The organism is Agromyces ramosus, from assembly GCF_030817175.1.
In the GTDB taxonomy this organism is placed as follows: Bacteria; Actinomycetota; Actinomycetes; order Actinomycetales; family Microbacteriaceae; genus Agromyces; species Agromyces ramosus_A.
In genome coordinates this window covers 3,560,092-3,581,829 of the sequence record NZ_JAUSYY010000001.1, presented here as the reverse complement: position 1 = coordinate 3,581,829, position 21,738 = coordinate 3,560,092, and the positions used below count along the sequence as shown (strand labels likewise).

The 21,738-nt window shown below is 69.3% G+C and carries 22 protein-coding genes and 1 tRNA gene; 1 reads left to right on the top strand and 22 read right to left on the bottom strand.

Annotated features, from left to right (window positions below; translation table 11 throughout):
- Positions 1 to 690: 690 nt before the first annotated feature.
- From QFZ26_RS16780 to QFZ26_RS16760, 5 genes are all read right to left on the bottom strand, one after another.
- The gene (locus QFZ26_RS16780) at positions 691 to 1,884 is read right to left on the bottom strand and encodes a tyrosine-type recombinase/integrase (RefSeq protein ID WP_307044130.1); all 1,194 of its coding nucleotides are present in this window, start codon (positions 1,882 to 1,884) and stop codon (positions 691 to 693) included.
- Between the two features lie 36 nt (positions 1,885 to 1,920).
- Positions 1,921 to 2,157 carry a helix-turn-helix transcriptional regulator gene (locus QFZ26_RS16775; RefSeq protein ID WP_307044129.1) on the bottom strand — a complete coding sequence of 79 codons (237 nt, stop codon included), beginning with the start codon at positions 2,155 to 2,157 and terminating at the stop codon, positions 1,921 to 1,923.
- A gap of 179 nt (positions 2,158 to 2,336) precedes the next feature.
- Positions 2,337 to 2,413, bottom strand: a tRNA-Pro gene (locus QFZ26_RS16770).
- Between the two features lie 99 nt (positions 2,414 to 2,512).
- Entirely contained in the window at positions 2,513 to 3,169 is a 657-nt protein-coding gene (locus QFZ26_RS16765; RefSeq protein ID WP_307044127.1) for a hypothetical protein, read from the bottom strand.
- The gene (locus QFZ26_RS16760; RefSeq protein ID WP_307044125.1) at positions 3,166 to 3,645 is read right to left on the bottom strand and encodes a MarR family winged helix-turn-helix transcriptional regulator; all 480 of its coding nucleotides are present in this window, start codon (positions 3,643 to 3,645) and stop codon (positions 3,166 to 3,168) included. Before QFZ26_RS16760 ends, QFZ26_RS16765 begins: the two co-directional genes overlap by 4 nt.
- Positions 3,646 to 3,742: 97 nt before the next feature.
- Between QFZ26_RS16760 and QFZ26_RS16755 the strand changes: the two genes are divergently transcribed.
- Positions 3,743 to 4,366, top strand: a complete 624-nt coding sequence (locus QFZ26_RS16755) for a GNAT family N-acetyltransferase (RefSeq protein ID WP_307044123.1) — start codon at positions 3,743 to 3,745, stop codon at positions 4,364 to 4,366.
- Between the two features lie 77 nt (positions 4,367 to 4,443).
- Here QFZ26_RS16755 and ligD read toward each other — a convergent pair whose 3' ends face one another.
- From ligD to QFZ26_RS16670, 17 genes are all read right to left on the bottom strand, one after another.
- Entirely contained in the window at positions 4,444 to 5,328 is an 885-nt protein-coding gene (gene ligD, locus QFZ26_RS16750) for a non-homologous end-joining DNA ligase (protein WP_307044121.1), read from the bottom strand.
- Between the two features lie 43 nt (positions 5,329 to 5,371).
- On the bottom strand, positions 5,372 to 6,880 hold the full coding sequence (gene der / locus QFZ26_RS16745; protein ID WP_307044119.1) for a ribosome biogenesis GTPase Der: 1,509 nt from the start codon (positions 6,878 to 6,880) through the stop codon (positions 5,372 to 5,374).
- 46 nt (positions 6,881 to 6,926) lie between these two features.
- Positions 6,927 to 7,613 (bottom strand): (d)CMP kinase, encoded by a 687-nt coding sequence (gene cmk, locus QFZ26_RS16740; RefSeq protein WP_307044117.1) that lies wholly within the window; start codon positions 7,611 to 7,613, stop codon positions 6,927 to 6,929.
- A gap of 2 nt (positions 7,614 to 7,615) precedes the next feature.
- Positions 7,616 to 8,698: a prephenate dehydrogenase gene (locus QFZ26_RS16735; protein ID WP_307044114.1), complete on the bottom strand. Its 1,083-nt coding sequence runs from the start codon at positions 8,696 to 8,698 to the stop codon at positions 7,616 to 7,618.
- Positions 8,695 to 9,525, bottom strand: coding sequence for a pseudouridine synthase (locus tag QFZ26_RS16730; RefSeq protein WP_373460734.1), 831 nt, complete (start codon positions 9,523 to 9,525; stop codon positions 8,695 to 8,697). Before QFZ26_RS16730 ends, QFZ26_RS16735 begins: the two co-directional genes overlap by 4 nt.
- Positions 9,512 to 10,258 (bottom strand): SMC-Scp complex subunit ScpB, encoded by a 747-nt coding sequence (gene scpB, locus QFZ26_RS16725; protein WP_307044112.1) that lies wholly within the window; start codon positions 10,256 to 10,258, stop codon positions 9,512 to 9,514. The genes QFZ26_RS16730 and scpB overlap by 14 nt, the downstream gene beginning before the upstream one ends.
- Positions 10,248 to 11,123 (bottom strand): segregation and condensation protein A, encoded by an 876-nt coding sequence (locus tag QFZ26_RS16720; RefSeq protein WP_373460733.1) that lies wholly within the window; start codon positions 11,121 to 11,123, stop codon positions 10,248 to 10,250. Before QFZ26_RS16720 ends, scpB begins: the two co-directional genes overlap by 11 nt.
- Positions 11,107 to 11,994 carry a ParA family protein gene (locus tag QFZ26_RS16715; RefSeq protein ID WP_307044110.1) on the bottom strand — a complete coding sequence of 296 codons (888 nt, stop codon included), beginning with the start codon at positions 11,992 to 11,994 and terminating at the stop codon, positions 11,107 to 11,109. Before QFZ26_RS16715 ends, QFZ26_RS16720 begins: the two co-directional genes overlap by 17 nt.
- A gap of 40 nt (positions 11,995 to 12,034) precedes the next feature.
- Complete coding sequence (gene xerD / locus QFZ26_RS16710) at positions 12,035 to 12,940, bottom strand: site-specific tyrosine recombinase XerD (RefSeq protein ID WP_307044108.1); 906 nt, start codon at positions 12,938 to 12,940, stop codon at positions 12,035 to 12,037.
- Positions 12,937 to 13,611 carry an NUDIX domain-containing protein gene (locus QFZ26_RS16705; protein ID WP_307044106.1) on the bottom strand — a complete coding sequence of 225 codons (675 nt, stop codon included), beginning with the start codon at positions 13,609 to 13,611 and terminating at the stop codon, positions 12,937 to 12,939. The genes xerD and QFZ26_RS16705 overlap by 4 nt, the downstream gene beginning before the upstream one ends.
- Positions 13,604 to 15,313: a CTP synthase gene (locus QFZ26_RS16700; protein ID WP_373460732.1), complete on the bottom strand. Its 1,710-nt coding sequence runs from the start codon at positions 15,311 to 15,313 to the stop codon at positions 13,604 to 13,606. Before QFZ26_RS16700 ends, QFZ26_RS16705 begins: the two co-directional genes overlap by 8 nt.
- 114 nt (positions 15,314 to 15,427) lie before the next feature.
- Positions 15,428 to 17,128, bottom strand: a complete 1,701-nt coding sequence (recN, locus tag QFZ26_RS16695) for a DNA repair protein RecN (protein ID WP_307044103.1) — start codon at positions 17,126 to 17,128, stop codon at positions 15,428 to 15,430.
- A gap of 23 nt (positions 17,129 to 17,151) precedes the next feature.
- Entirely contained in the window at positions 17,152 to 18,108 is a 957-nt protein-coding gene (locus QFZ26_RS16690; protein ID WP_373460731.1) for an NAD kinase, read from the bottom strand.
- Positions 18,063 to 18,872 carry a TlyA family RNA methyltransferase gene (locus tag QFZ26_RS16685; RefSeq protein WP_307044098.1) on the bottom strand — a complete coding sequence of 270 codons (810 nt, stop codon included), beginning with the start codon at positions 18,870 to 18,872 and terminating at the stop codon, positions 18,063 to 18,065. The genes QFZ26_RS16690 and QFZ26_RS16685 overlap by 46 nt, the downstream gene beginning before the upstream one ends.
- A gap of 3 nt (positions 18,873 to 18,875) precedes the next feature.
- Positions 18,876 to 19,043: a hypothetical protein gene (locus QFZ26_RS16680; RefSeq protein WP_307044096.1), complete on the bottom strand. Its 168-nt coding sequence runs from the start codon at positions 19,041 to 19,043 to the stop codon at positions 18,876 to 18,878.
- A gap of 77 nt (positions 19,044 to 19,120) precedes the next feature.
- Positions 19,121 to 20,155, bottom strand: a complete 1,035-nt coding sequence (locus tag QFZ26_RS16675) for an HAD-IIA family hydrolase (RefSeq protein ID WP_307044094.1) — start codon at positions 20,153 to 20,155, stop codon at positions 19,121 to 19,123.
- Positions 20,130 to 21,680, bottom strand: a complete 1,551-nt coding sequence (locus tag QFZ26_RS16670; RefSeq protein WP_307044092.1) for a primosomal protein — start codon at positions 21,678 to 21,680, stop codon at positions 20,130 to 20,132. Before QFZ26_RS16670 ends, QFZ26_RS16675 begins: the two co-directional genes overlap by 26 nt.
- Positions 21,681 to 21,738 lie beyond the last annotated feature (58 nt).

Sequence of the window (21,738 nt, the reverse complement as noted above, 5' to 3'; positions counted from 1 at the left end):
TTGGACCACAGCCCGCTGGTCGATAGAGCCTCGAGCATCTCGAGAGACGGTGGATCTCGGCGCTCCCATCGTCTACATAGGCAAGCCCGGGCCTCCCAGCAAGGGTGGTCTCAAGCCGCGGCTAAGTCCCTTTAGCCGGAAGGCTCGCAGTCACTACGAAGGTCGATCGGTCTGGCAACTCGATGACGCAGATGAACTGTTTGTCGACTGGATTAAGAGACCTGGATTGACCCCGTGATATGTCGAGGAGGACTATCCAAATGAGTTCGCACGAGTACATCTACGTCAGCCATTCGCCAACGTGGACGGCCGCAAGTAGCCCGGCAGCGGATCCTCAGCGGGGACGCGTGTGCTTTGTCAGCGATCGGACCGACGCGAACGACTTTCAAAATGGAGATGGTGAATGGAGACGGCAACGGATGCGCAGCGCTGCACGCGAGGGAGCACGTGCACACCTACTCCTCATGGAATGATCTACGCCACGCACATACCATCCAAGTCGAGGCTGTAAAGCTCGGGTGACGCGCACACGGGTCACTGGCGCGATTATGCCTCAAAGAGAAAAGCCCTGATCACACGGTGGGGCTGATTCGGCCCGACCGTCAATTCTGATCAGACGGCGCCGTATCGGCGAGACCGTCCTGGCACCCGCATCCGTGCTGGCCGTCGCTCCCCTGCCGAGCGTCTCGATCAGTCTTCATCCCGCCTGAACGCCCTCTCCAGCAGCTCAGCCGTCACCGGGTTCACCAGCTCCCGACGTTGGATGTAGTGCTGCACCGTGATCTTCGTGTCGGTGTGCCCGAGCAATTCGGCGGCGAGTTCGACGCTCGCGTTGTTGTTCACCGCGGTCGCGACGGTGCGCCGGAACAGGTGCGGTGTCACTCCACCGATGCCGGCCCGCTCGAGCACGTGCCGCAGCTGACGCCGGACGTTGGCCGTGGTCAGCGGAGTGCCCTCACGCGAGCAGAACACCAGCGACTCCGGGTCTGGGTCGCCGGTGACCGCAAGTCGACGCCGCACCGCCTCGGCCGTGTACGACGGCAATGCGACGATGCGCCGCGACTTCGCGGTCTTCGGATGGTCCTGCCGGAATGTCGGCTCGCCATGACGGCTGATGATCGTGCCGGCGATGCGGATCGTCGGCGTCAGGCCGGTGACATCGATGTCGCGCCGGCGGATCGCGAGCACCTCACCGATGCGGGCGGACGTGCCGAGCATGACCTCCACGATCGCCCCGAGCTGCCCATCCGGCCGGGGACCAGAGACGTGGTCGACGCCTGACTCCCAGCGGGTGATCACCGCGCGGATCGCGTTCACCTCGACGCTCGTCAACGCGTCGGGCATCCGACTCTCGCGATGGACGCGGGAGACGTGATGCATCGGGTTGGCGGGCAGCACCTCGTGCCGTACCGCGAGTTCGAGCGCAAGCCGCAGCACGACGCGCGACTGCTTGGCACGGTTGTACGAGATCCGCGCCTGCTCCTTGATGAAGCGGTCGCAGCGCGCCACCCCGATCTCACGCAGGGTCAGGTGCTCGAACACCGGCAACACGAGAGTGCGCATATTCCGCTCGTACAGGATCCGAGTGGTCTTCGAGATCCGGCCTTCGAGATCGATGTCCTGCAGCCAGTACGCGACGAGGTCGCCGAAGGGGCTATCCGGGGTCAGGTGGCCGGTGCCGGATGCGGGTTGGAGCTCCGAGCGCCCCGCCAGCTTGTGCTTCAGGGCTCGCTCAGCCGCCTTGGCGGTGACGGCGGTGGCCTGCACGATGCGGGAGCGACCGTCCCAGTCGCGATACCGGGTACGGGCTTCGATTCGCCCGGATGGCAGGACCCGGGTGGTGACCTCGCCGAAGCTGCCAATGGTCAGTCGTGGCCGGCCCATGTCAGTTCGCCACCCCTCGCAACATCGGTGCGGCGACTACGCCGTTTCCCGCTGCTCGGCCACCCAGGCGCGCACGTCCGAGACGGCGAACTTCAGGTGCTTGCCGAAACGGTACGCGGCAGGCCCTTTGCCGCGGGTGCGCCAGTCGTAGAGCGTCGAGACGGGCACACCCAGATAGGCAGCCAGTTCGGTGACGTCCAAGAGCGGCTCGAGCCCGAATGCGTCGGCGGGTACCGGAGCGGAACTGATCGGCAGATCCTCGTGCGTGTTCATACCGGTCAGGTGCGCATTGCGCCCCTGAGCAATCGGAACCGACCGGTGACGACACCGCCGTCTCGGACGGCACGTCTGGATCAGGGGTGCTGCAGGGGTGAAAGTGATGGGTTTTCGATGGGAGGATCAAATCTCTTAACCTCAAAAGTCCCGGAAACCCTTGAGTTTCCGGGACTTTCTGGTCGGGCTGACAGGATTTGAACCTGCGACCCCTTGACCCCCAGTCAAGTGCGCTACCAAGCTGCGCCACAGCCCGATGCCATCGGATTTCGCCGAAGACAACTTGACCATCATAGCGGCATCCGCAGGGGTGCTCATGCACACGAGGGCGGGCGCCAGGCAGGCGCCGGCGACCTCAGATGTACTTCCGCACCTCATCCATGAAGGCCACCGGGTCGTCGACCCAGATGCGCACGGCGGTCACCGACTGCTCGCCCCCGAACTTGCCATGCCCGGGCAGGCGCACGATGGTCGGGCGCTCGAGCTCGATCTCGAGGTCGGTCTCGTTGTTGATGCGCATCAGCAGCGTGCGCGAGTCATCCGTCTCCTCGATCTTCGGCGCCTTGGGCTCGTCGACGCGCAGGTTGCGCGCGACCGAGGCGATGTCGTCCCAGCTGAGTGCGATGTCGATCTCGAGCCCGCCGCGCACGCGGATGCCCTCGGGGCCCACGGTGTGCGGTCGCATCAAGTAGGCGCAGAGCAGGCCGAACATCCAGGTGACGCCCCAGATGCCGAGCACGAGCAGGCTGATGCGCACGGCCGGCCAGCGGTGCACGATCAGGTCGAAGATGGGGATCTCGACTGTCGAGAGCACGATGAAGATCATCAGGATCGTCATCACGGGCTTGTGGAAGCTGAACCCTGCTGCGCCGCGCGGCACGGCCGGGCGCCGCGCGATGAAGCGGCCGATGCTCGCGTAGATGCTGAGCTCGAGCATCAGCGCACGTTTGGCGAAGCGGCCGAGGCGGAGCCACACGGATGCCTCGGGGCGCACCTTCACGTCGACGCTCATGCGCCGACCGCCGTCGCCTGCTCCCCCGCACGACGTGCTTCGTCGGCCGCGATCAGCTCGCGAAGCCGCTCGGCGATGGCGTCGATGCCGCGCACGACGGCGTCACGGTCGGCGGCATCGACCGCGCCGAGCAGCTCGGCCGAGAGTTCGGCGTGATCGTGCTGCATCTCGCGCATCAGCTCGTGAGCGGATGCCCCGAGCGACACGATGATCGAACGCCGGTCGGTCGGATGCGGCGAACGGGTGACGTACCCACCGGCCTCGAGTGCGTCGACGAGGCCCGTGATGTTGCGCGGGCTCACCTCGAGGCGGGTCGCGAGCGCATGCTGGCTCGACGGGCCGCTCGCCGCGAGCTCCCAGAGCACGCGCGTGCGCGACGGCGTCAGCGGGGTGCCCTCGAAGGCGCGGGCCATGTCCTTCTGGAACAGCTCGCTCACCTCGAGCAGCCGGTCGAGCAGGGTGATCTCGTGGGTCATATCATGATGATACTACATTGTTACCTTGCTTCACGATTCACATCGATGCCTATGGGAGGTGCCCTCGAATGTCGGATGTCGCCGCTAGCGTGGAGGCATGATGACCGACATCACCGACGACCTCGAGCCGGCGCCGCTGCGGGTCATCCCGGCCGCCGATGCGCCCCTCGCCGATGTCGAGGCCGTGTTCGGCACCAAGGGCGACCCGGCGCACTGCTGGTGCCAGTGGTACAAGATCCCCGGCTCCGACTGGCGCGGCGTCGGCGATGACGCGCTGCACGACCGCCTCGCATCGCAACTCGCCGAGCCGGGCGCAGGCCCCGGCCTGCTCGCCTACGACGGCGACACCCCGGTGGGTTGGTGCGCCATCGAGCCGCGCGCGAACCTCCCCCGCCTCAAGCAGAGCCGACTCATCGCCGGCGCCACACCCAATCCCGACTTCGACGAGCCCGGCGTCTGGTCGCTCTCGTGCTTCGTCGTTCCGCGCGCCTACCGGCAGCGCGGTGTCGGTCGCGCTCTCGCGGAGGCCGCCGTCGACTACGCACGAGCCAACGGAGCGCGCATCGTCGAGGGCTACGCCATCGATCCCCAGGTGCGCGGCAAGACCCCGGCCGCCGACCTCTTCCACGGCACGGTCTCGATGTTCGTCAATGCCGGGTTCAGCGAGGTCGCCCGACCGAAAGACGACCGCGCGGTCATGCAGCTGCGACTCGGCAACTGACGCCCGCACTCGGCACTCAGCCGGTCATCATCTGTGAGTCACCCGGGTGACGACCGGGTTCAGGGGCGGGGGCCCGCTCAGATCGCCGTGAGCCCGTGCTTCGCCATGAGGTCGCCGTCGCGGGCGAGCCGCGCGAGCACGTCGTCCGGACCGAGCTGCGCGACATCCGGCCCCAGCTCCTCCCACTCGCGAGGGGCCGCGACCATCGGCGTGTCTCGACCGCGCAACGTGTACGGCGTCGCCGTCGAGCGAGCGGGCGAATTCTGGCTCCAGTCGATGAAGACCCGGCCCACCCGGTGCTCCCTGCCGACCTGCGCGACGAGCGCATCGGGGTGCGCCTCGGCGAGTTCGCCGGCGATGCGGCCGACGAACGCGTGCACCGCGCGCGCCGACCTCCGCTTCGGCAGCGCGGCGTACAGGTGAATGCCCTTGCTCCCACTCGTCACCGGCCAGGCCTCGAGCCCGTCGTCGGCGAGCCGCGCGCGAATGAGATGCGCCGCCGATGCGCAGTCCGCGAGGCCTGCGCCCTCCCCCGGGTCGAGATCGATGACCAGACGATCGGGCGGCCGGATGCCGCCACGCGGACCGGCCCGCCATTGCGGGGTGTGCAACTCGACCGCCGCCTGGTTCGACATCCATTCGAGGCCGGCGATGTCGTCGATGAACGGATAGGTGACGGTCTTCGCAGGCTTCGCCGAGCCCGGGTTGGCGCTGAGCGGCAAGCGCCGGAGCCAGGAGGGAGCGTACTTCGGGGTGTTCTTCTCGAAGAAGCGGATGCCGCCGACACCGTCGGGAAACCGGATGCGAGTGACCGGCCGGCCCGCGAGCTGCGGGAGGATCACCTCGGCGACGGCCCGGTAGTACTGGACGAGGTCGCCTTTCGTGAAGCCCGACTCGAAGAGCGCCTTCTCCCGGTGCGTGACCCGCACCGCCCGATCGTGACGCCCTTGTGTCTTCGCCATGACCTCACGCTACGCCCGTCACCCGAGCGTCGGCAGCGGTGTCCTACCGCTGGCGGCGCTCGCGCACGCGCATGTTGACGACGATCGGCGACCCCTGGAAGCCGTAGATCTCACGAAGGCGTCGCTGGATGAACCGGCGGTAGCCCGGGTCGAGGAAGCCGGTCGTGAAGAGCACGAACGTCGGCGGCCGGGTCGCCGCCTGCGTGCCGAACAGGATGCGGGGCTGCTTGCCGCCGCGCACGGGGTGCGGGTGCTCCTGCGTGAGCTCGGTGAGGAACGCGTTGAACTTGCCGGTGGCGATGCGGGTGTCCCACGACTCGAGGGCCACCTCGAGGGCGGGCACGAGCTTCTCGAGGTGACGACCGGTGCGCGCCGAGATGTTCACGCGCGGCGCCCACGCCACGTGGTGCAGGTCCTGCTCGATCTCGCGTTCGAGGTAGCGGCGGCGATCGTCGTCGAGGAGGTCCCACTTGTTGAAGGCGAGCACAAGTGCGCGCCCCGACTCGAGCACGAGGTCGATGATGCGCACGTCCTGCTCGGAGAGCGGCTGCGAGACGTCGAGCAGCACGACGGCGACCTCGGCCTTCTCGAGCGCAGCCTGCGTGCGCAGCGATGCGTAGAAGTCGGCGCCCTGCTGCAGGTGCACGCGACGACGGATGCCGGCGGTGTCGACGAATCGCCAGATCTTGCCGCCCAGCTCGATCTGCTCGTCGACGGGGTCGCGGGTCGTGCCCGCGAGCTCGTTGACGACGACGCGCTCTTCGCCCGCCGCCTTGTTCAGGAGGCTCGACTTGCCGACATTCGGGCGACCGAGGATCGCGACGCGGCGCGGACCGCCGAACTCGTCTTTCGCGACGGCCGAGACCTGCGGCAGCACCTTGAAGACGGCCTCGAGCATGTCGGCGACGCCGCGGCCGTGCAGGGCCGACACGGGGTGCGGTTCGCCGAGGCCCAGGTTCCAGAGCGCTGCGGCCTCGGGCTCCTGGCGCGCGTCATCGACCTTGTTGGCGACGAGGAACACGGGCTTCTTCGTCTTGCGGAGCAGCCGCACGACGTGCTCGTCGGTCGCAGTCGCCCCGACGGTGGCGTCGACGACGAACATCACGACGTCGCAGAGGTCGATCGCGACCTCGGCCTGCGCGGCGACCGACGCGTCAATGCCCTTCGCGTCGGGCTCCCAGCCGCCGGTGTCGACGAGCGTGAAGCGCCGGTCGAGGTACTCGCCCTTGTACGCCACGCGGTCACGGGTGACGCCGGGGGTGTCCTCGACGACGGCCTCGCGGCGGCCGAGGATGCGGTTCACGAGGGCGGACTTGCCGACGTTCGGGCGGCCGACGATCGCGATGACCGGCAGGGCCGGCAGGTAGCGGATGCCCTCCTCGCCCTCTTCGGAGATCTCGAGGACCTCGAGGTCGTCTTCATCGAGCTCGTAGTCGGCGAGCCCCGACCGGAGTGCGGCAGCTCGCTGCTCGGCGAGCTCGTCGTCGACGCCGGCGAGGCGGTCGGCGAGGTCGTCGTCGGGAGCGGTGAAGTCTTCGCCCGGGTCGGTCATGGTGTCTCCTCTGAAAAGTCTGGTTGCGCGGCGCTCGCGCTCGTGACTACGGCACGAGTGCCGGTTGCACTGCGCGGATCACGTCGATCACGGCATCGACCGTCTGGTCGAAGTCGAGTTCCGTCGAATCGACGGTCGTGACCCCCTCGGCGGCGTTCATGAAGTCGACGACCTTCGAGTCCGCCTGATCGCGCCGATGCAGCTGCTCGCCCGCTGCCTGTGCCGAATCGCCGACGAGCTCCGCGGAGCGCCTCGCTATTCTAACGTCTTCCGCAGCTGTGAGTAGAATGCGCACCGGCGCATCGGGGGCGACGACCGTGGTGATGTCGCGTCCCTCGACCACGATGCCCGGTTTCGCCTCGTTCGCCATGATCGAACGGAACAGCTCGATGAGGTGCGTTCGCACCTCGGGCACGCGGGCGACGCGGCTCACGACGGCCGAGACGAGCGGGTCGCGGATCGCGTCGGTCACGTCGGTGTCACCCACGTGCACGGCGTACCCACTGGGATCGGTGCCGATTCGGTACTCGAAGCTCGCGAGGCACGAGGCGACGGATGCCCCGTCGTCGGTGTCGATTCCGGATGCCTCGGCGTGCCAGGCGAGCGCACGGTACGCGGCGCCCGTGTCGAGGAATCCGAATCCGAGCCGGCGCGCGACCTCCTTCGAGACACTCGACTTGCCGCTGCCGGCGGGTCCGTCGACGGCGACCACGAACGGGATGACGGGTGACACGTTCAGCCTGCAATCCGCCAGCCGCGCGCGGCCAGCTCATCGGTGAGGCGCTCGAGCACCTCGGGGAGCACGGAGATCTCGGCGAGACCCACCTGGGCGCCCGGCGAGTGCTCGAGGCGGAGGTCCTCGATGTTCGCGCCGGCGTCGCCGACGTCGTGGAAGAGCCGGGCGAGCTGGCCCGGGCGGTCGTCGACCATGACGATGAGGCTCGAGTACCGGCGGTCGACGCCGTGCTTGCCGGGCAGGCGCTCGACGCCGGTGTTGCCGCCGAAGAGCTCTTCGGCGACGCGCCGGCGCGCGCCGGGAGCATCCATGTTGTCGAGCGCGTCGATGAACCGGTCGAGGTCGTCGCGGTAGCCGCGGAGGATCTCGGCGACGGGGGCGGCGTTCTGCCCGAGGATCTGCACCCACAGCTCAGGATCGCTCGCGGCGACCCGCGTGACGTCGCGGAGACCCTGGCCCGCGAGGTTCACCGAGGCGTGCGGTGCGTCGATCAGGCGGCGGGCCATCAGGCTCGACACGACCTGCGGCACGTGCGAGACGAGAGCCACCGCGGCGTCGTGCTGCTCCGGGGTGAGCTCGACGTGCGTCGCGCCGAGGTCGAGGATGAGGTCGTCGATCGCCGACCCCTCCTGGTAGGAGATGCCGCCGTGCGCGGCCACCACCCACGGTCGGCCGACGAAGAGGTCGGCACGGCCCGACATCGGGCCGCCACGCTCACGACCGGCCATCGGGTGCGTGCCGATGTAGCGTGAGAGGTCGGCGCCGCGCGCCTTCAGCTCGTCGTAGACGGCGAGCTTCACGCTCGCGACATCCGTGACGATCGCATCGGGGAAGGCGGCCAGCTCAGCCGCGACGACGTCGGCCGTGACATCCGGCGGAACGCACACGACCACGAGCTGCGGCCGGTCGCCGGCTTCGGCCGGCCGGCCGGCCCCGTAGTCGACCGCAATCGCGAGGTGCGTGGGTGACGCATCGGCGAGGATCACGTCGATGCCCTTCGCGCGCAGGCCGAGCCCGATGCTCGCGCCCAGCAGGCCGACGCCGACGACACGAACCGGCCCGGTCAAGCGTGATTCGGTCACGTGTCGTTCCCCTCGCGGCCAGCCTCGGTGGAGCGGGAGATCGTGAGCAGCTGGCCGAGCTCCACTTTCGTCAGCTCGCGCATCTGACCCGAACGGAGCGTGCCGAGGTTCAGCGGCCCGAAGCTGCGGCGCACGAGGTCGACGACCGGATGCCCCACGGCGTCGAGCATGCGGCGCACGATGCGGTTGCGGCCGGAGTGCAGCGTGAGCTCGACCATCGAGTGCTTCTCGTCGCCCTGCTGCTGCAGGATGCGTGCCTTGTCGGCCTGGATGACGCCGTCGTCGAGCTCGACGCCGTTCTTCAGCTGCTGGATCACCTGCGGCGTCACGCGCCCCTTGACCTTCGCGATGTACGTCTTCGAGACGCCGAACGAGGGGTGGGCGAGCACATGCGCGAGGTCGCCGTCGTTCGTGAGCACGAGCAGGCCGCTCGTCTCGGCATCGAGGCGTCCGACGTTGAACACGCGCTCCTCGAGGTCGGCGGTGAACGTCGTGAGGTCGGGTCGCCCCTGCTCGTCGCGCATCGACGACACGACGCCGCGCGGCTTGTTCAGCATGTAGTAGCGCTTCGCAGGGTCGAGCTGCACAGCGACGCCGTCGACCGCGACGAGATCGGTGGTGGGGTCGATGCGGTTGCCGAGCTCGGTCACGACCTGGCCGTTCACCTCGACGCGCCCCTCGACGATGAGCTGCTCTGAGACTCGGCGGCTGGCGACGCCGGCCGCGGCGAGCACCTTCTGCAGGCGCACACCTTCGGGTGATTCGGGTGATTCGGGTGATTCGGCCCCTGCGGCGCGGTCGGCACCGTGGCCGTCATCGGTGGTCAAGATCGAATCCTTCCTGGCCGTCGTCGAGCAACGGCGAGATGTGCGGCAGCTCATCGAGCGAGTTGATGCCGAGGTTCGTGAGCAGCAGCTCAGTGGTGCCGTAGAGGATCGCGCCGGTCTCGGGGTCGGTGTCGACCTCGGTGACGAGCCCGCGACCGAGCAGCGTGCGCACGACCGAGTCGACGTTCACGGCCCGGATCGAGGCGACCTGCGAACGTGAGATCGGCTGCTTGTACGCGATGACCGAGAGCGTCTCGAGCGCGGCCTGCGACAGGCGCGTCGACGACTGCGTCAGAACGAAGTCGGCGACCAGCGTGTCGTACTCGCCTCGCACGTAGAACCGCCAGCCGCCGCCGACTTCGCGAAGTTCGAAACCGCGACGGATGCTCCGCGCTCCGGGCTCTTCGGACGCGACATCCGTTCGGGGCTCCCCCGACGTGCCCGTGCCGTCGTAGTCGGCACGAAGCCGCGCGATCGCCGCGCGCACCTCGGCGACCGGACGCGCGACCGCGGCAGCGAGGTGCACGACGCTCTGCGGCTCGTCGGCGATGAACAGGATCGCCTCGAGCGCCCGGTCGAGGTCGAGCCGTGGCTGGCCGGGCACGTCGAGCGGCGTCGAGATCGACAGTTCGGGGCCGTCGGCCTCGGTCGCAGCGTCGGTCGAAGCCGTCGGGTCGGGGATCTCGCGCACCTCGGGCGCAGCGTCGGTCACGGCATCCGTCTCATTCGTCATAGTCGGCCCCCAGGCTCTCGAGTCTGTCATCGGACCACGACTCGGCCGACCAGTGCAGCGTCAGCTCGCCGAGCGGCTCGAGCTGGTCGAATCCGATGGCATTGTGCCGGTAGAGCTCGAGCACGGCGAGGAACCGCGCGACCACGACGCCGGGCTGCGCGACGCCGGCGATGAGCTGGCGGAACGTCACGGGATCGCCGCGCCGGAGCACCGCGACGACGTGCGCGGCCTGCTCGCGAATCGACACGAGCGGCGCGTGCAGGTGGTCGAGCCCGACGACCGGGATCTCCCGCGGCGTGAGCGCGAGCATCGCGAGCGCGGCGAAGTCCTCGGCCGAGAGGGTCCAGACGAGGTCGGGCGAACGCCGGCGGAACTGCTCCTCGAGCCGCACGTTGCGCGCGTGCCGCGACGACTCGGCCTCGAGGTGCGACGCGAACCAGCGCGACGCCTCCTTGAAAGCGCGGTACTGCAGCAGGCGCGCGAAGAGCAGGTCGCGCGCCTCGAGCAGGGCCACGTCTTCGGCGTCGACGAGCTCGCCCTGCGGGAGCAGTCCCGCGACCTTCAGGTCGAGCAGGGTCGCAGCGACGACGAGGAACTCCGTCGCCCGGTCGAGCTCCTCTTCGGAGTCGACCCCCCGCAGGTACGAGATGAACTCGTCGGTCACCGCCGAGAGCGAGACCTCGGTGATGTCCATCTCGTGCTTCGCGATGAGCGAGAGCAGCAGGTCGAACGGGCCCTCGAAGTTCGTGAGTGCGACCCGGAACCCTGCGTCGGATGCCTCGGCCGCACCATCGGCGCCGGCCGCACCACCCGCGCCGGACACGCGCTCGTCGGAAGCCGGCTCGGTCTCAGGCGACCGCGCCACGGAAGACCAGCTCCCTCGCGAGCGCCCGGTAGGCCTTGGACGCCTGGTGCTCTGGGGCGAACTCGGTGATGGGCGTTGCGGCGACGGTGGCGTCGGGGAACTTCACGGTGCGCGTGATCACGGTCTCGAGCACCTTTTCGCCGAACGCGTCGACGACCCGCTCGAGCACCTCACGCGAGTGCAGGGTGCGCGCGTCGTACATGGTCGCGAGGATGCCGTCGAGCTCGATCGCGGGGTTCAGCCGGTCGCGCACCTTGTCGATGGTCTCGATGAGCAGCGCGACGCCGCGCAGAGCGAAGTACTCGCACTCGAGCGGGATGACGACGCCGTGGCTCGCGGTGAGCGCGTTGACGGTGAGGAGGCCGAGCGACGGCTGGCAATCGATGAGGATGACGTCGTAGTCGTCGGCGACACGGCGCAGCACGCCGGCGAGGATCTGCTCACGGGCGACCTCGGTGACGAGGTGCACCTCGGCCGCGGAGAGGTCGATGTTCGCGGGGATCACGTCGAGGTTCTCGACGTGCGTCTTCTGGATGACCTCTGCAGGCTCGAGCTTGCGCGAGAGCAGCAGGTCGTAGATCGTCGGCACGTCGTGCGTCGGCACGCCGAGGCCCGCTGACAGCGCCCCCTGCGGGTCGAAGTCGACGGCGAGCACCCGGCGGCCGTACTCGGCGAGGGTTGCGCCGAGGTTGATCGTGGTGGTCGTCTTGCCGACGCCGCCCTTCTGGTTGCACAGGGCGATGATGCGGGCCGGACCGTGTGAGCGCAGCGGCTTGGGATCGGGGAATACGCGGTGAGGTCGACCAGTGGGACCGAGCTCCGGCTCCAGCGAAGCGATTCCGTCCGCCGGGTCGTGCTTCTGGTGCGTCACGTGTCCACTCTCTCCTGGGCCGGGTTGTGCTTGGTCGATTCTAGCGAGCACGCGGGTGGGCCGCCGTGTACATCTCCCGGAGTGTATCGGCTGTGACGAGCGTGTAGATCTGCGTCGTCGCGACCGACGAGTGCCCGAGGAGCTCCTGCACGACCCGCACGTCGGCGCCGCCTTCGAGCAGGTGCGTCGCGAACGAGTGCCGCAGGGTGTGCGGGGAGACGGATGCCGCGATGCCGGCGCGCTCGGCCGCCTGGTGGATCGCCTCCCACGCGGCCTGGCGGGACATCCGCTTGCCGCGCACGCCGAGGAAGAGCGCGGGCGTCGCCGCGCCGCGCGCCGAGAGCGTCGGACGCGCGCGCACGAGATACGCGTCGATCGCGCGCCGCGCGTAACTGCCGAGCGGCACGACCCGCTGTTTGCCGCCCTTGCCGAAGAGTCGCACGACCTCCTCGTCGACGAGGTCGTCGACATTGAGCGACACCGCCTCCGAGACGCGGGCACCCGTGGCGTAGAGGAGTTCGAGGAGTGCGGTGTCGCGGAGCTCCACGGGCTCCTCGCCGCCCGCCGCGGCGATGAGCGCCTCGATGTCGTCGACCGGGATCGCCTTCGGCAGGCGCATCGGCAGCTTCGGCGGGCGCAGCTCGCGCGAGACATCCGCCTCGATGGCGCCCTCTTCCGCGAGAAAGCGGTGCAGCCCCCGGACCGCGGAGAGCACCCGCGCGACCGATGAGGTCGCGAGCGGAGGCACCCGGTCGGCGCCGAGGAAGCGGACGAACACGCCGAGGTCCTGCTCGGTCACCCCCGCCGGGCCCGCGAGGCCCTGCGCCTCGAGCCAGTCGGCGTAGATCACGAGATCACGCCGGTACGCCGCCACGGTGTTCTTCGCGAGGCCGCGCTCGACCGTGAGATGCCGCAGGTACTCGTCGACCGGCGCTCGCGGGGTCATGGTGCCGTCGGATCCTGCCGGGTCGGCGCACGGTTCGGCCAGGGGGCATCCGCTTCGCCGAGGCTCTGCCAGCCGCGGGCCCGTGCCGCATCGGCGGCGAGCAGCGCGATCGCGAGCGGCGCGTTGTGGATGCGTCGGGCGAGCACGGCCTCGACGCCCTCGGCGAGTGGAACCCACCGCGTCTGCATGTCGGCCTCTTCGGCCTCGCGTGCGAACACCGAAGCCGTGGCGCTGAGGTCGCGCGCCACGTAGATGCGAATGACCTCGTCGCTGCCGCCGGGCGAGGTCGCGACGTCGGCGAGCACGGCCCAGTCGGATGCCTCGAGATCGGCCTCTTCGGCGAGCTCCCGCTGTGCCGCGGCGAGTGGGTGCTCGCCGTCGACATCGAGCAGTCCCGCGGGGATCTCCCAGTCGCGCATGCGCACCGGATGACGGTACTGCTTGATCAGGAACACCCGGTCGGCGTCGTCGATCGCGAGCACGCCCACGGCGCCGGTGTGATCGACGTACTCGCGCACGATCTCTTCACCGCCGAATTCGAACGCATCACGACGGATGTCCCAGACCTTGCCCTCGAAGACCCGCTCGCTCGCGCGCACCGGCGCCTCGACCGGCTGGTCGGCGAGGGGTTCGACCCGTTCGCCGACCGTCGGCCGAGGGTCGTCAGCCATTGCTGACGTCGAACAGCAGGCTCGCCTGCTGGCGCTCGAGTGCCGCACCCACGAGCCCGCGGAACAGGGGGTGCGGGTCGTTCGGACGGCTCCGCAGCTCGGGGTGCGCCTGGGTGCCCACGTAGAACGGGTGCACGTCGCGCGGCAGCTCGACGAACTCGACGAGGTGCCGATCGGGTGACATGCCCGAGAACCAGAGTCCGGCCTCGGCGATGCGGTCGCGGTAGGAGTTGTTCACCTCGTAACGGTGCCGGTGTCGCTCTGAGACCTCGGTCGAGCCATACAACTCGGCTGCGATCGAGCCCTCGGCGAGCTTGGCCGGGTAGAGGCCGAGGCGCATGGTGCCGCCGAGGTCGCCGCCGGCGATGATCTCGACCTGCTCCTCCATCGTCGCGATGACCGGGTACTGGGTGTCGGGGTCGAACTCGCTCGACGAGGCGCCGGCCAGGCCCACGATGTTGCGCGAGTACTCGATGACCATGCACTGCAGGCCGAGGCACAGCCCGAGTACCGGGAGGTTGTTCTCGCGGGCGAAGCGCAGCGCACCGAGCTTGCCCTCGATGCCGCGCACCCCGAATCCTCCGGGAACGCAGATGCCGTCGAGTCCAGCGAGGTGCCGTTGTGCGCCCTCGGGGGTCCGGCACTCGTCGGAGGGGATCCACTCGATCTTGACCTTCGTGTCGTTCGCGAAGCCGCCGGCGCGAAGTGCCTCGGTGACCGAGAGGTACGCGTCGGGCAGGTCGATGTACTTGCCGACGAGGCCGATCGTGACCTCGTGCTTCGGATCGTGGACCACGTCGAGCAGTTCGCTCCAGCCCGACCAGTCGACGTCGGCGGCCTTCACGTCGAGGCCGAGGGCGTCGATGATGTACGCGTCGAGACCCTGGTCGTGCAGCATCGTGGGAATGTCGTAGATCGACGGCACGTCGACCGCGTTCACCACGGCCGCTTCGTCGACGTCGCACATGAGCGCGATCTTGCGCTTGTTCGACTCGGTGACGGGGCGGTCGCTGCGGAGCACGAGCGCGTCGGGCTGGATGCCGATCGAGCGGAGTGCCGCGACGGAATGCTGCGTTGGCTTGGTCTTCTGCTCGCCCGACGCACCCATGTAGGGAACGAGCGAGACGTGCACGAAGAACACGTTCTTGCGCCCGAGCTCGTGGCGCACCTGACGGGCGGACTCGATGAACGGCTGCGACTCGATGTCGCCGACGGTGCCGCCGATCTCGGTGATGATGACGTCGGGCTTGGGCGTCTCGGAGGCCTGCAGCCGCATGCGGCGCTTGATCTCGTCGGTGATGTGCGGGATCACCTGCACCGTATCGCCGAGATACTCGCCACGGCGTTCTTTCGCGATGACGGTCGAGTAGATCTGGCCGGTGGTCACGTTCGCCGCCTGGCTCAGGTTGATGTCGAGGAACCGTTCGTAGTGACCGATGTCGAGGTCGGTCTCAGCTCCGTCGTCGGTCACGAAGACCTCGCCGTGCTGGAAGGGGTTCATCGTTCCGGGATCGACGTTCAGGTACGGGTCGAGCTTCTGCATGACGACCCTGAGGCCCCGGGCGGTCAGGAGATTGCCCAGACTGGCCGCCGTGAGACCCTTGCCCAACGAAGAAACGACACCACCCGTCACAAAGATGTGCTTGGTCGTGTCGTTCGAATTGTCTGTGCTCGAAGGAGCTGTTCCGCGTTCATCCACCACGGGCTTATAGCCTAACTCACGTTCCTGATCGTTCGCCTCGACATGCCCCACGTGCTCCCCCTCATCTTCGGAATCACTCCGACTCCGTCGTGCCCGGCCCTCGGCCGACGCCCCTCACGCAGCGCGATCGGCCGCGATCTCCAGCAGCTCCCGTGCGTGCGCCAGGCCGCTCGCCGAGTCGGCGAGACCCGAGAGCAACCGCGCCATCTCGGCCTCGCGGTCGGCCCCGGTCAGCTGTCGCACGCTCGAGGCGGTGACCTGGCCGTCGGTGCCCTTGACCACGCTCAGGTGGTTGGTCGCGAAGGCCGCCACCTGCGCGAGGTGCGTGACGACGATCACCTGCGAGCGTTCGGCGAGCCGCGCGAGTCGACGACCGATCTCGATCGCGGCCGCGCCGCCGACGCCGGCATCGACCTCGTCGAAGACGAACGTGGGCACAGGGTCGGTGCCGGCGATGACCACCTCGATGGCGAGCATCACCCGCGAGAGTTCGCCACCGGATGCCCCGCGCGAGACGGACCGCGGTTCGGCGCCCGGGTGCGGGCTCAGGAGGATCGCGACCTGGTCACGGCCGTGCATCGACGGCTCGGGCGTCGGCTCGACGGTGACCCTGAGGCCGGCGTCGGGCATCGCGAGCGCGCCCAACTCGCGCGTGACGGCTTCGGCGAGTCGGCCGGCCGCGTCGGTGCGGAGCTCGGTGAGGCGCGCAGCGAGGCGATCGACCTCGGATTCGAGGGCGGCGACCGAGGTCTCGAGTGCGACGATGCGCTCGTCATCGCCATCGAGTTCGACGAGCCGGAGCCCCCCCGTGCGACGGAAGTCGAGCACCTCATCGAGGGTGCCGCCGTGTCGGCGGATGAGCGCCGCGAGCACCGCGCGGCGCTCTTGCACGATCTCGAGTTCGCGCGCGCCGTCGGCGTCGAGGCCTGCGAGGTATGCCGCGAGCTCGGCGGCGGCGTCGGCGAGGAGGAATCCGGCGTTCGTGAGCGTTTCGGCCATCGGCGCGAGCGCCGGGTCGTGGGTGACCACTCGGTCGAGATGCCGACGAGCCGCCTCGACGAGCGCGACCGCGTCGGGCGCGTCGTCGACGACCTCGTCGGCCGAGACGAGCGCGCGCGCCTGGGCGGCCGCCACGCGCAGCTCTTCAAGGTTCGAGAGGCGCTCAGCACGCTCGTGCAGCTCGACGTCTTCACCGGGCTGGGGATCGACGTCTTCGACCTCGTCGAGATCGGCACGCAGCTCTTCGGCCTCGCGCGCGCGGGCGTCGTGCGCCTCGCGCAGCCGCGTGAGTTCAGCGGCATCCGTGCGCCAGGCGCTGAACGCGGATTGGTACTCGTCGAGCGCCCGCTGGAGGGCCGGACCCGCGAATCGATCGAGGGCCTCACGCTGCGCGACGGCGGAGCGGAGCCGCTGCTGGTCGGCCTGGCCGTGCACGACGACGAGTTCGTCGCCGAGTTCGCTGAGCACCCCGACAGGCGCGCTGCGCCCGCCGACGACGGCGCGACTGCGTCCCTCGGCCGAGACGGAACGGCCGAGCAGGAGCTCTCCGGCCTCGACTTCGCCACCGGTCTCGGCAACACGTTCGGCGATGCTGCCGTCGTCGGGCACGAGCCAACGGCCCTCGACCCATGCCTGCTTGGCGCCGGAGCGAACCGCGCCGGCATCGGCCCGCGCTCCGAGCAACAGGCCGAGCGCGGTCACGACCATCGTCTTGCCGGCGCCCGTCTCGCCGGTCACGGCGGTGAACCCGGCACCGAGGGGTAGCGTCGCCTCGGCGATCACGCCGAGGTCGCGGATGCCGAGCTCCTCAATCATCGCTGCCTTCAATCATCGCCACCTCAATCACGACCCACCGGCCCTCGCCAGCCGGTGACCGGGAGCTGGAACTTGTTCACGAGCCGGTCGGTGAACGGCGCCTGGTGGAGCCGCGCGAGCCGCACCGGCGTCGGCGACTTGCGCACGATCACGCGGGCACCCGGCGGAAGGTCGAACGTGCGCCGGCCGTCGCACCAGATGACGGCGGATGCCTCGGTGCGCTGCAGGATCTCGACCGCGAGCGACGACTCCGCGCCGACCACGAGAGGCCGGGCGAAGAGTGCGTGCGCGCTGAGCGGCACGAGGAGCAGCGCCTCGAGGCTCGGCCACACGACGGGCCCGCCGGCCGAGAACGAGTACGCGGTCGACCCCGTCGGGGTCGACATCACCACACCATCGCACCCGAACGATGAGAGCGGGCGCCCGTCGACTTCGATGACGACCTCGAGCATGCGCTCGCGCTCGGCCTTCTCGACGGTCACCTCGTTGAGGGCCCAGCTCTCGTAGACCACCTCATCGCCGAGCTTCGCCCGAACGGCGAGGGTCATGCGCTCTTCAACGGTGTAGTCGCGGGCCAAGGCACGGGCGACCGTGTAGCCCAGGTCGTCGCGCTCGCTCTCGGCGAGGAAGCCCACATGGCCGAGGTTGACCCCGAGCAGTGCAACCGGGAAGTCGCGCATGATCTCGGCTGCCCGCAGGATCGTGCCGTCGCCGCCGAGCACGATCACGAGCTCGATGAGCGCCGGATCGGTGTCTTCGAAGCGCTCGACACCGCCGTTGAGCTCGGGCACGAACGCGTGCACGTCGTCCCAGTGCTCGGCGGCGATGACGGGAACCGCGCCGGCGGCGAGGAGTTGCGTGCACACCTCGCCCGTCGCCTCGAGAGCTGACTGCCGGCCGGTATGGGAGACCACGAGGAAATGCTGTGCGTCGTTCACGCGTTCGCGCCTCCTGCCAGGTCGTCGAGCCGACCCATCCATTCTGTCGGATTCACGCCGGCCGCGGCGCTGAGGTGCACGAGGTACTCGTGGTTGCCGTGACTGCCGACGATTGGGGAGGACAAGACGCCGGCGGTTCCGAGTCGGAGGTCGAATGCCGCCCACAGCACGTTGGCGATGGCCTCGGAGCGGAGCGTGGCGTCACGGACCACGCCTTCGCGCACTCCCCCGCGGCCGACCTCGAACTGCGGCTTCACGAGCAGCACGAAGTCGGCATCGTCGGTGGCCGTGGCTCGCAGGGCGGGCAGCACGGTGGTCAGCGAGATGAATGAGAGGTCGGCCGTCACGAGCGACGGCCGCTCGTCAACGCCGGTGAGGGTTGCGAGGCTCGGTGCGTCGAGGTTGCGAACGTTGCATCCCTCGACGAGCACGAGCCCGGGCGCAGCGGCGAGCTCTGGGGCGAGCTGCCCATGCCCCACGTCGACGGCGAGCACGGTGCGTGCACCGCGCTCGAGCAGCACCTGGCTGAACCCACCGGTGGACGCACCGGCGTCGAGCGCGACTCGTCGGGACGGGTCGACCTCGAACGCGTCGAGCGCGGCGATGAGCTTGTGGGCGGCCCGGCTCACGTAGTGATCGGATGCCGCCACCTCGAGTCGCGCGTCGTCACCGACTCGCAAGGACGGCTTGAGCGCCGGTCGACCATCGACCGTGACGACGCCTGCCGCGATGAGCGCGGCGGCGTGGGTGCGTGAGCGAGCCAGTCCGCGCGCGGCGAGGGCGGCGTCGAGTCGCTGGTCGGTCATGCGTCAGTCGGCGGCGCGCGACGGGTCGGAGTGTTCGAGCTCGACGCGCAGCCGATCGGCGAGGGCCTGATAGCTGCGGGCCCGCTCCTCGAGCGGCTGTTCCTCGATCTCGCGGAGGGCGGCCTGCGTCGCTTCCGAGATCGTGTCGCCCAGCTCGTCGTCAGTACTCACGCCCTCAACGCTACCTCGAACGGGCAACGGAACGAGGCGCCGACGCGGCAGGTTCCTGCGCGCCTGAGGCAGTCGGCTCAGGAATAGAGCCGCGAGGGCACGTCGAGGGCGTGGATCGGCGTGCCCGATTGCCAGATCGCCGCGCATGCGGCACGGAGCAGGTCGAGCGCACCGTCGCCCTCGTCGACGATCACGACACGATTGCCGTCGATGCGCACCCGTGCACCGCCACTGCGCACCGCCCCGCCCCGCGCCTGCTCCAGCGCGGGGTACGGCTGATGGAGTCCGCCGAGGTCGGCGAGGATGAAATCGGGCCGGCTCGAGGCATCCGCTGCCAGCAGCTGCTTGGCACGGTCGATGCCGGTGAGCACGATCGCACTCGCCATGCCGGCGCGATTCGCGCCGAGGATGTCGGTATCGAGGCGGTCGCCCACCACGAGCGGGTGCTCGGCGCCGAACCGGCGCCTGGCCTCGTCGAAGATGGGCGTCTCGGGCTTGCCGGCGACGAGCGGGAACCGTCCGACTGCCGTGTGCACCGCCGAGACGAGCGTGCCGTTGCCCGGCGCGATGCCGCGCGCGACGGGGATCGTCCAGTCCATGTTCGTGGCGATCCACGGAATCCCGGATGCCGCAGCATCCGGCCCCCCATGTGCGTTCAACGCGAAGGCTGCCTCGGCCAGGTCGCGCCAGCCGATGTCGGGCGTGAAGCCCTGCACGACCGCGTCGGGCCCGTCGTCGGCCGAGCGGGTCACACGATAGCCGCGCTTCTCGAGCTCGGTGACGATGCCCTCACCGCCGACCACGAGGACGAGCGCGCCGGGCGCGACGTGCTGGTCGAGCAGGCTCATCGCCGCCTGCGGCGACGTGACGACGTCGGTCGCCGTCACGTCGAGGCCGAGCTCCGCGAGGTGCTCCGCGACGTACGCGTCGCTGCGAGAGGCATTGTTCGTGATGTAGCCGACGGGGAGGTCGGCCTTCACGCGATTGAGGCTCGCGACCGCCCCCGGGATCGCGTGCGCGCCCGCGTAGACGACCCCGTCGAGGTCGGCGAACACGGCGTCGATGCCCGCGAGGGGCGTCGCGACGTCAGTCCTCGTGCGGAACAGGCCCATCGGGCGTGCTCTCCTCGGTCTGGGCCTCGAGCGCCTCGCCTTCGGCGAGTACCGCGGCGACATCGTCTTCGAGCACGGCGCCCGGGTCGTCGATCGGCTCGTCGGATGCCTCGGCCACGGGCGCTCCGGATGCCTCGGGCTGCGGCTGGTCATCGATGTCCTCGGACGTCTCGGTGTCATCCCCCTCGATCTCCACCTCGAAGATCTCGACGACCTCGGACTCGTCGGGGCCACCGAGCGCGGCCTCAGCCCGCTCGGCACGCGAGCGCCATTGGGCGGCTTCGGCGTCGCGCCCGAGTTCCTCGAGCACCTCCGCGTATGCCGCGAAGAGGGCAGGGCTGTACGAGAACGCACGATCGGGGTCGAGCTGCGGGATCTCGAGCTCCGCGAGAGCCAGCTCGGGCTGTTCGAGATCGAGGCGTGCGCCCGACATCGCGATCGCGAGCCCCACCTGGACGGCTGGGGCGAGTTCCGCTCGGTCGACCGCGCGGCCGACCTCGAGGGCGCGATCGGGGCGTCCGACACCACGCTCGCTGTCGACCATGAGCGGCAGTTGATCGTTGCTGCCCGAAATGCGACGGTACGTCCGGAGCTCACGAAGTGCGAGCGCGAAGTCGCCGGTGGCGTAGGCCGTGATCGCGAGCGTCTCACGCACCACGCCAACGCGTCCGGCGCGTCGGGCGGCGGACATCGCATGGCGATGAGCGAGCTCGGGAAAGTCGTCGAGCAATTGGGATGCCGCGACCAGGTGCATCGCGACCATGTCGGCGTTCTCCTTGCTCAGCGTCCGCAGCTCACCGCGAGCGACCTTGTCGAGGTCCCGTGGCTCGATGCCCTCGGGGATCTCGGGATCGTCGTGGCGGGGACGCACCGCGAGGCTCGGAGCACCGTGCGTCGCACGGGGCTCCTCGCTGTCGCGGCTGTACGAGTCAGGGCGGCTGCCGGTGCGCGCGGGACCGCGCCGATCGCCGCCGGGTGCTCCACCGTAAGGACGCTTCGCATCGCGGTCGCCGTATGGCTTCTTGTCGCCATAGGGCTTCTTCGCATCGCGATCGCCATACGGGCGCTTCGCATCACGATCGCCATACGGCTTCTTGTCGCCATACGGCTTCTTCGCATTGCGGTCGCCATACGGCTTCTTGTCGCCATACGGCTTCTTCGCATCGCGATCGCCATACGGGCGCTTCGCATCACGATCGCCATACGGCTTCTTGTCGCCATACGGCTTCTTCGCATTGCGGTCGCCATACGGCTTCTTGTCGCCATACGGCTTCTTCGCATCGCGATCGCCGTACGGGCGCTTCGCATCGCGGTCACCGTACGGCTTCTTGTCGCCGTACGGCTTCTTCGCATCACGTTCACTGGACGCGCGCTGACCGTCGCGACTCCCGGCCGGACGCTTCGCTGCGCCCTGGCCGGCGGCTCGACCGGCGGGTGGTCGGCCGGCGCCATCGCGCCGGTCGGCACTTCGAGCGCCCTTGTCGGGGCGACCTTCGTCCGCCGAGCCGTGCCTTGAATCGCTCACGATTGTCCTGTCGTGTGTGGAGTCCTCATCGGACTCAACCGTACTGCGGCGGGCCGCG

What these genes read in the sequence shown, in the direction of transcription:
- QFZ26_RS16780 (WP_307044130.1), bottom strand. Translation starts at nt 1,884, where the DNA reads ATGGGCCGGCCACGACTGACCATTGGCAGCTTCGGCGAGGTCACCACC.
- QFZ26_RS16775 (WP_307044129.1), bottom strand. Translation starts at nt 2,157, where the DNA reads ATGAACACGCACGAGGATCTGCCGATCAGTTCCGCTCCGGTACCCGCC.
- QFZ26_RS16765 (WP_307044127.1), bottom strand. Translation starts at nt 3,169, where the DNA reads ATGAGCGTCGACGTGAAGGTGCGCCCCGAGGCATCCGTGTGGCTCCGC.
- QFZ26_RS16760 (WP_307044125.1), bottom strand. Translation starts at nt 3,645, where the DNA reads ATGACCCACGAGATCACCCTGCTCGACCGGCTGCTCGAGGTGAGCGAG.
- QFZ26_RS16755 (WP_307044123.1), top strand. Translation starts at nt 3,743, where the DNA reads ATGATGACCGACATCACCGACGACCTCGAGCCGGCGCCGCTGCGGGTC.
- ligD (WP_307044121.1), bottom strand. Translation starts at nt 5,328, where the DNA reads ATGGCGAAGACACAAGGGCGTCACGATCGGGCGGTGCGGGTCACGCAC.
- der (WP_307044119.1), bottom strand. Translation starts at nt 6,880, where the DNA reads ATGACCGACCCGGGCGAAGACTTCACCGCTCCCGACGACGACCTCGCC.
- scpB (WP_307044112.1), bottom strand. Translation starts at nt 10,258, where the DNA reads ATGACGAATGAGACGGATGCCGTGACCGACGCTGCGCCCGAGGTGCGC.
- xerD (WP_307044108.1), bottom strand. Translation starts at nt 12,940, where the DNA reads ATGACCCCGCGAGCGCCGGTCGACGAGTACCTGCGGCATCTCACGGTC.
- QFZ26_RS16705 (WP_307044106.1), bottom strand. Translation starts at nt 13,611, where the DNA reads ATGGCTGACGACCCTCGGCCGACGGTCGGCGAACGGGTCGAACCCCTC.
- recN (WP_307044103.1), bottom strand. Translation starts at nt 17,128, where the DNA reads ATGATTGAGGAGCTCGGCATCCGCGACCTCGGCGTGATCGCCGAGGCG.
- QFZ26_RS16690 (WP_373460731.1), bottom strand. Translation starts at nt 18,108, where the DNA reads ATGGATGGGTCGGCTCGACGACCTGGCAGGAGGCGCGAACGCGTGAAC.
- QFZ26_RS16685 (WP_307044098.1), bottom strand. Translation starts at nt 18,872, where the DNA reads ATGACCGACCAGCGACTCGACGCCGCCCTCGCCGCGCGCGGACTGGCT.
- QFZ26_RS16675 (WP_307044094.1), bottom strand. Translation starts at nt 20,155, where the DNA reads ATGGGCCTGTTCCGCACGAGGACTGACGTCGCGACGCCCCTCGCGGGC.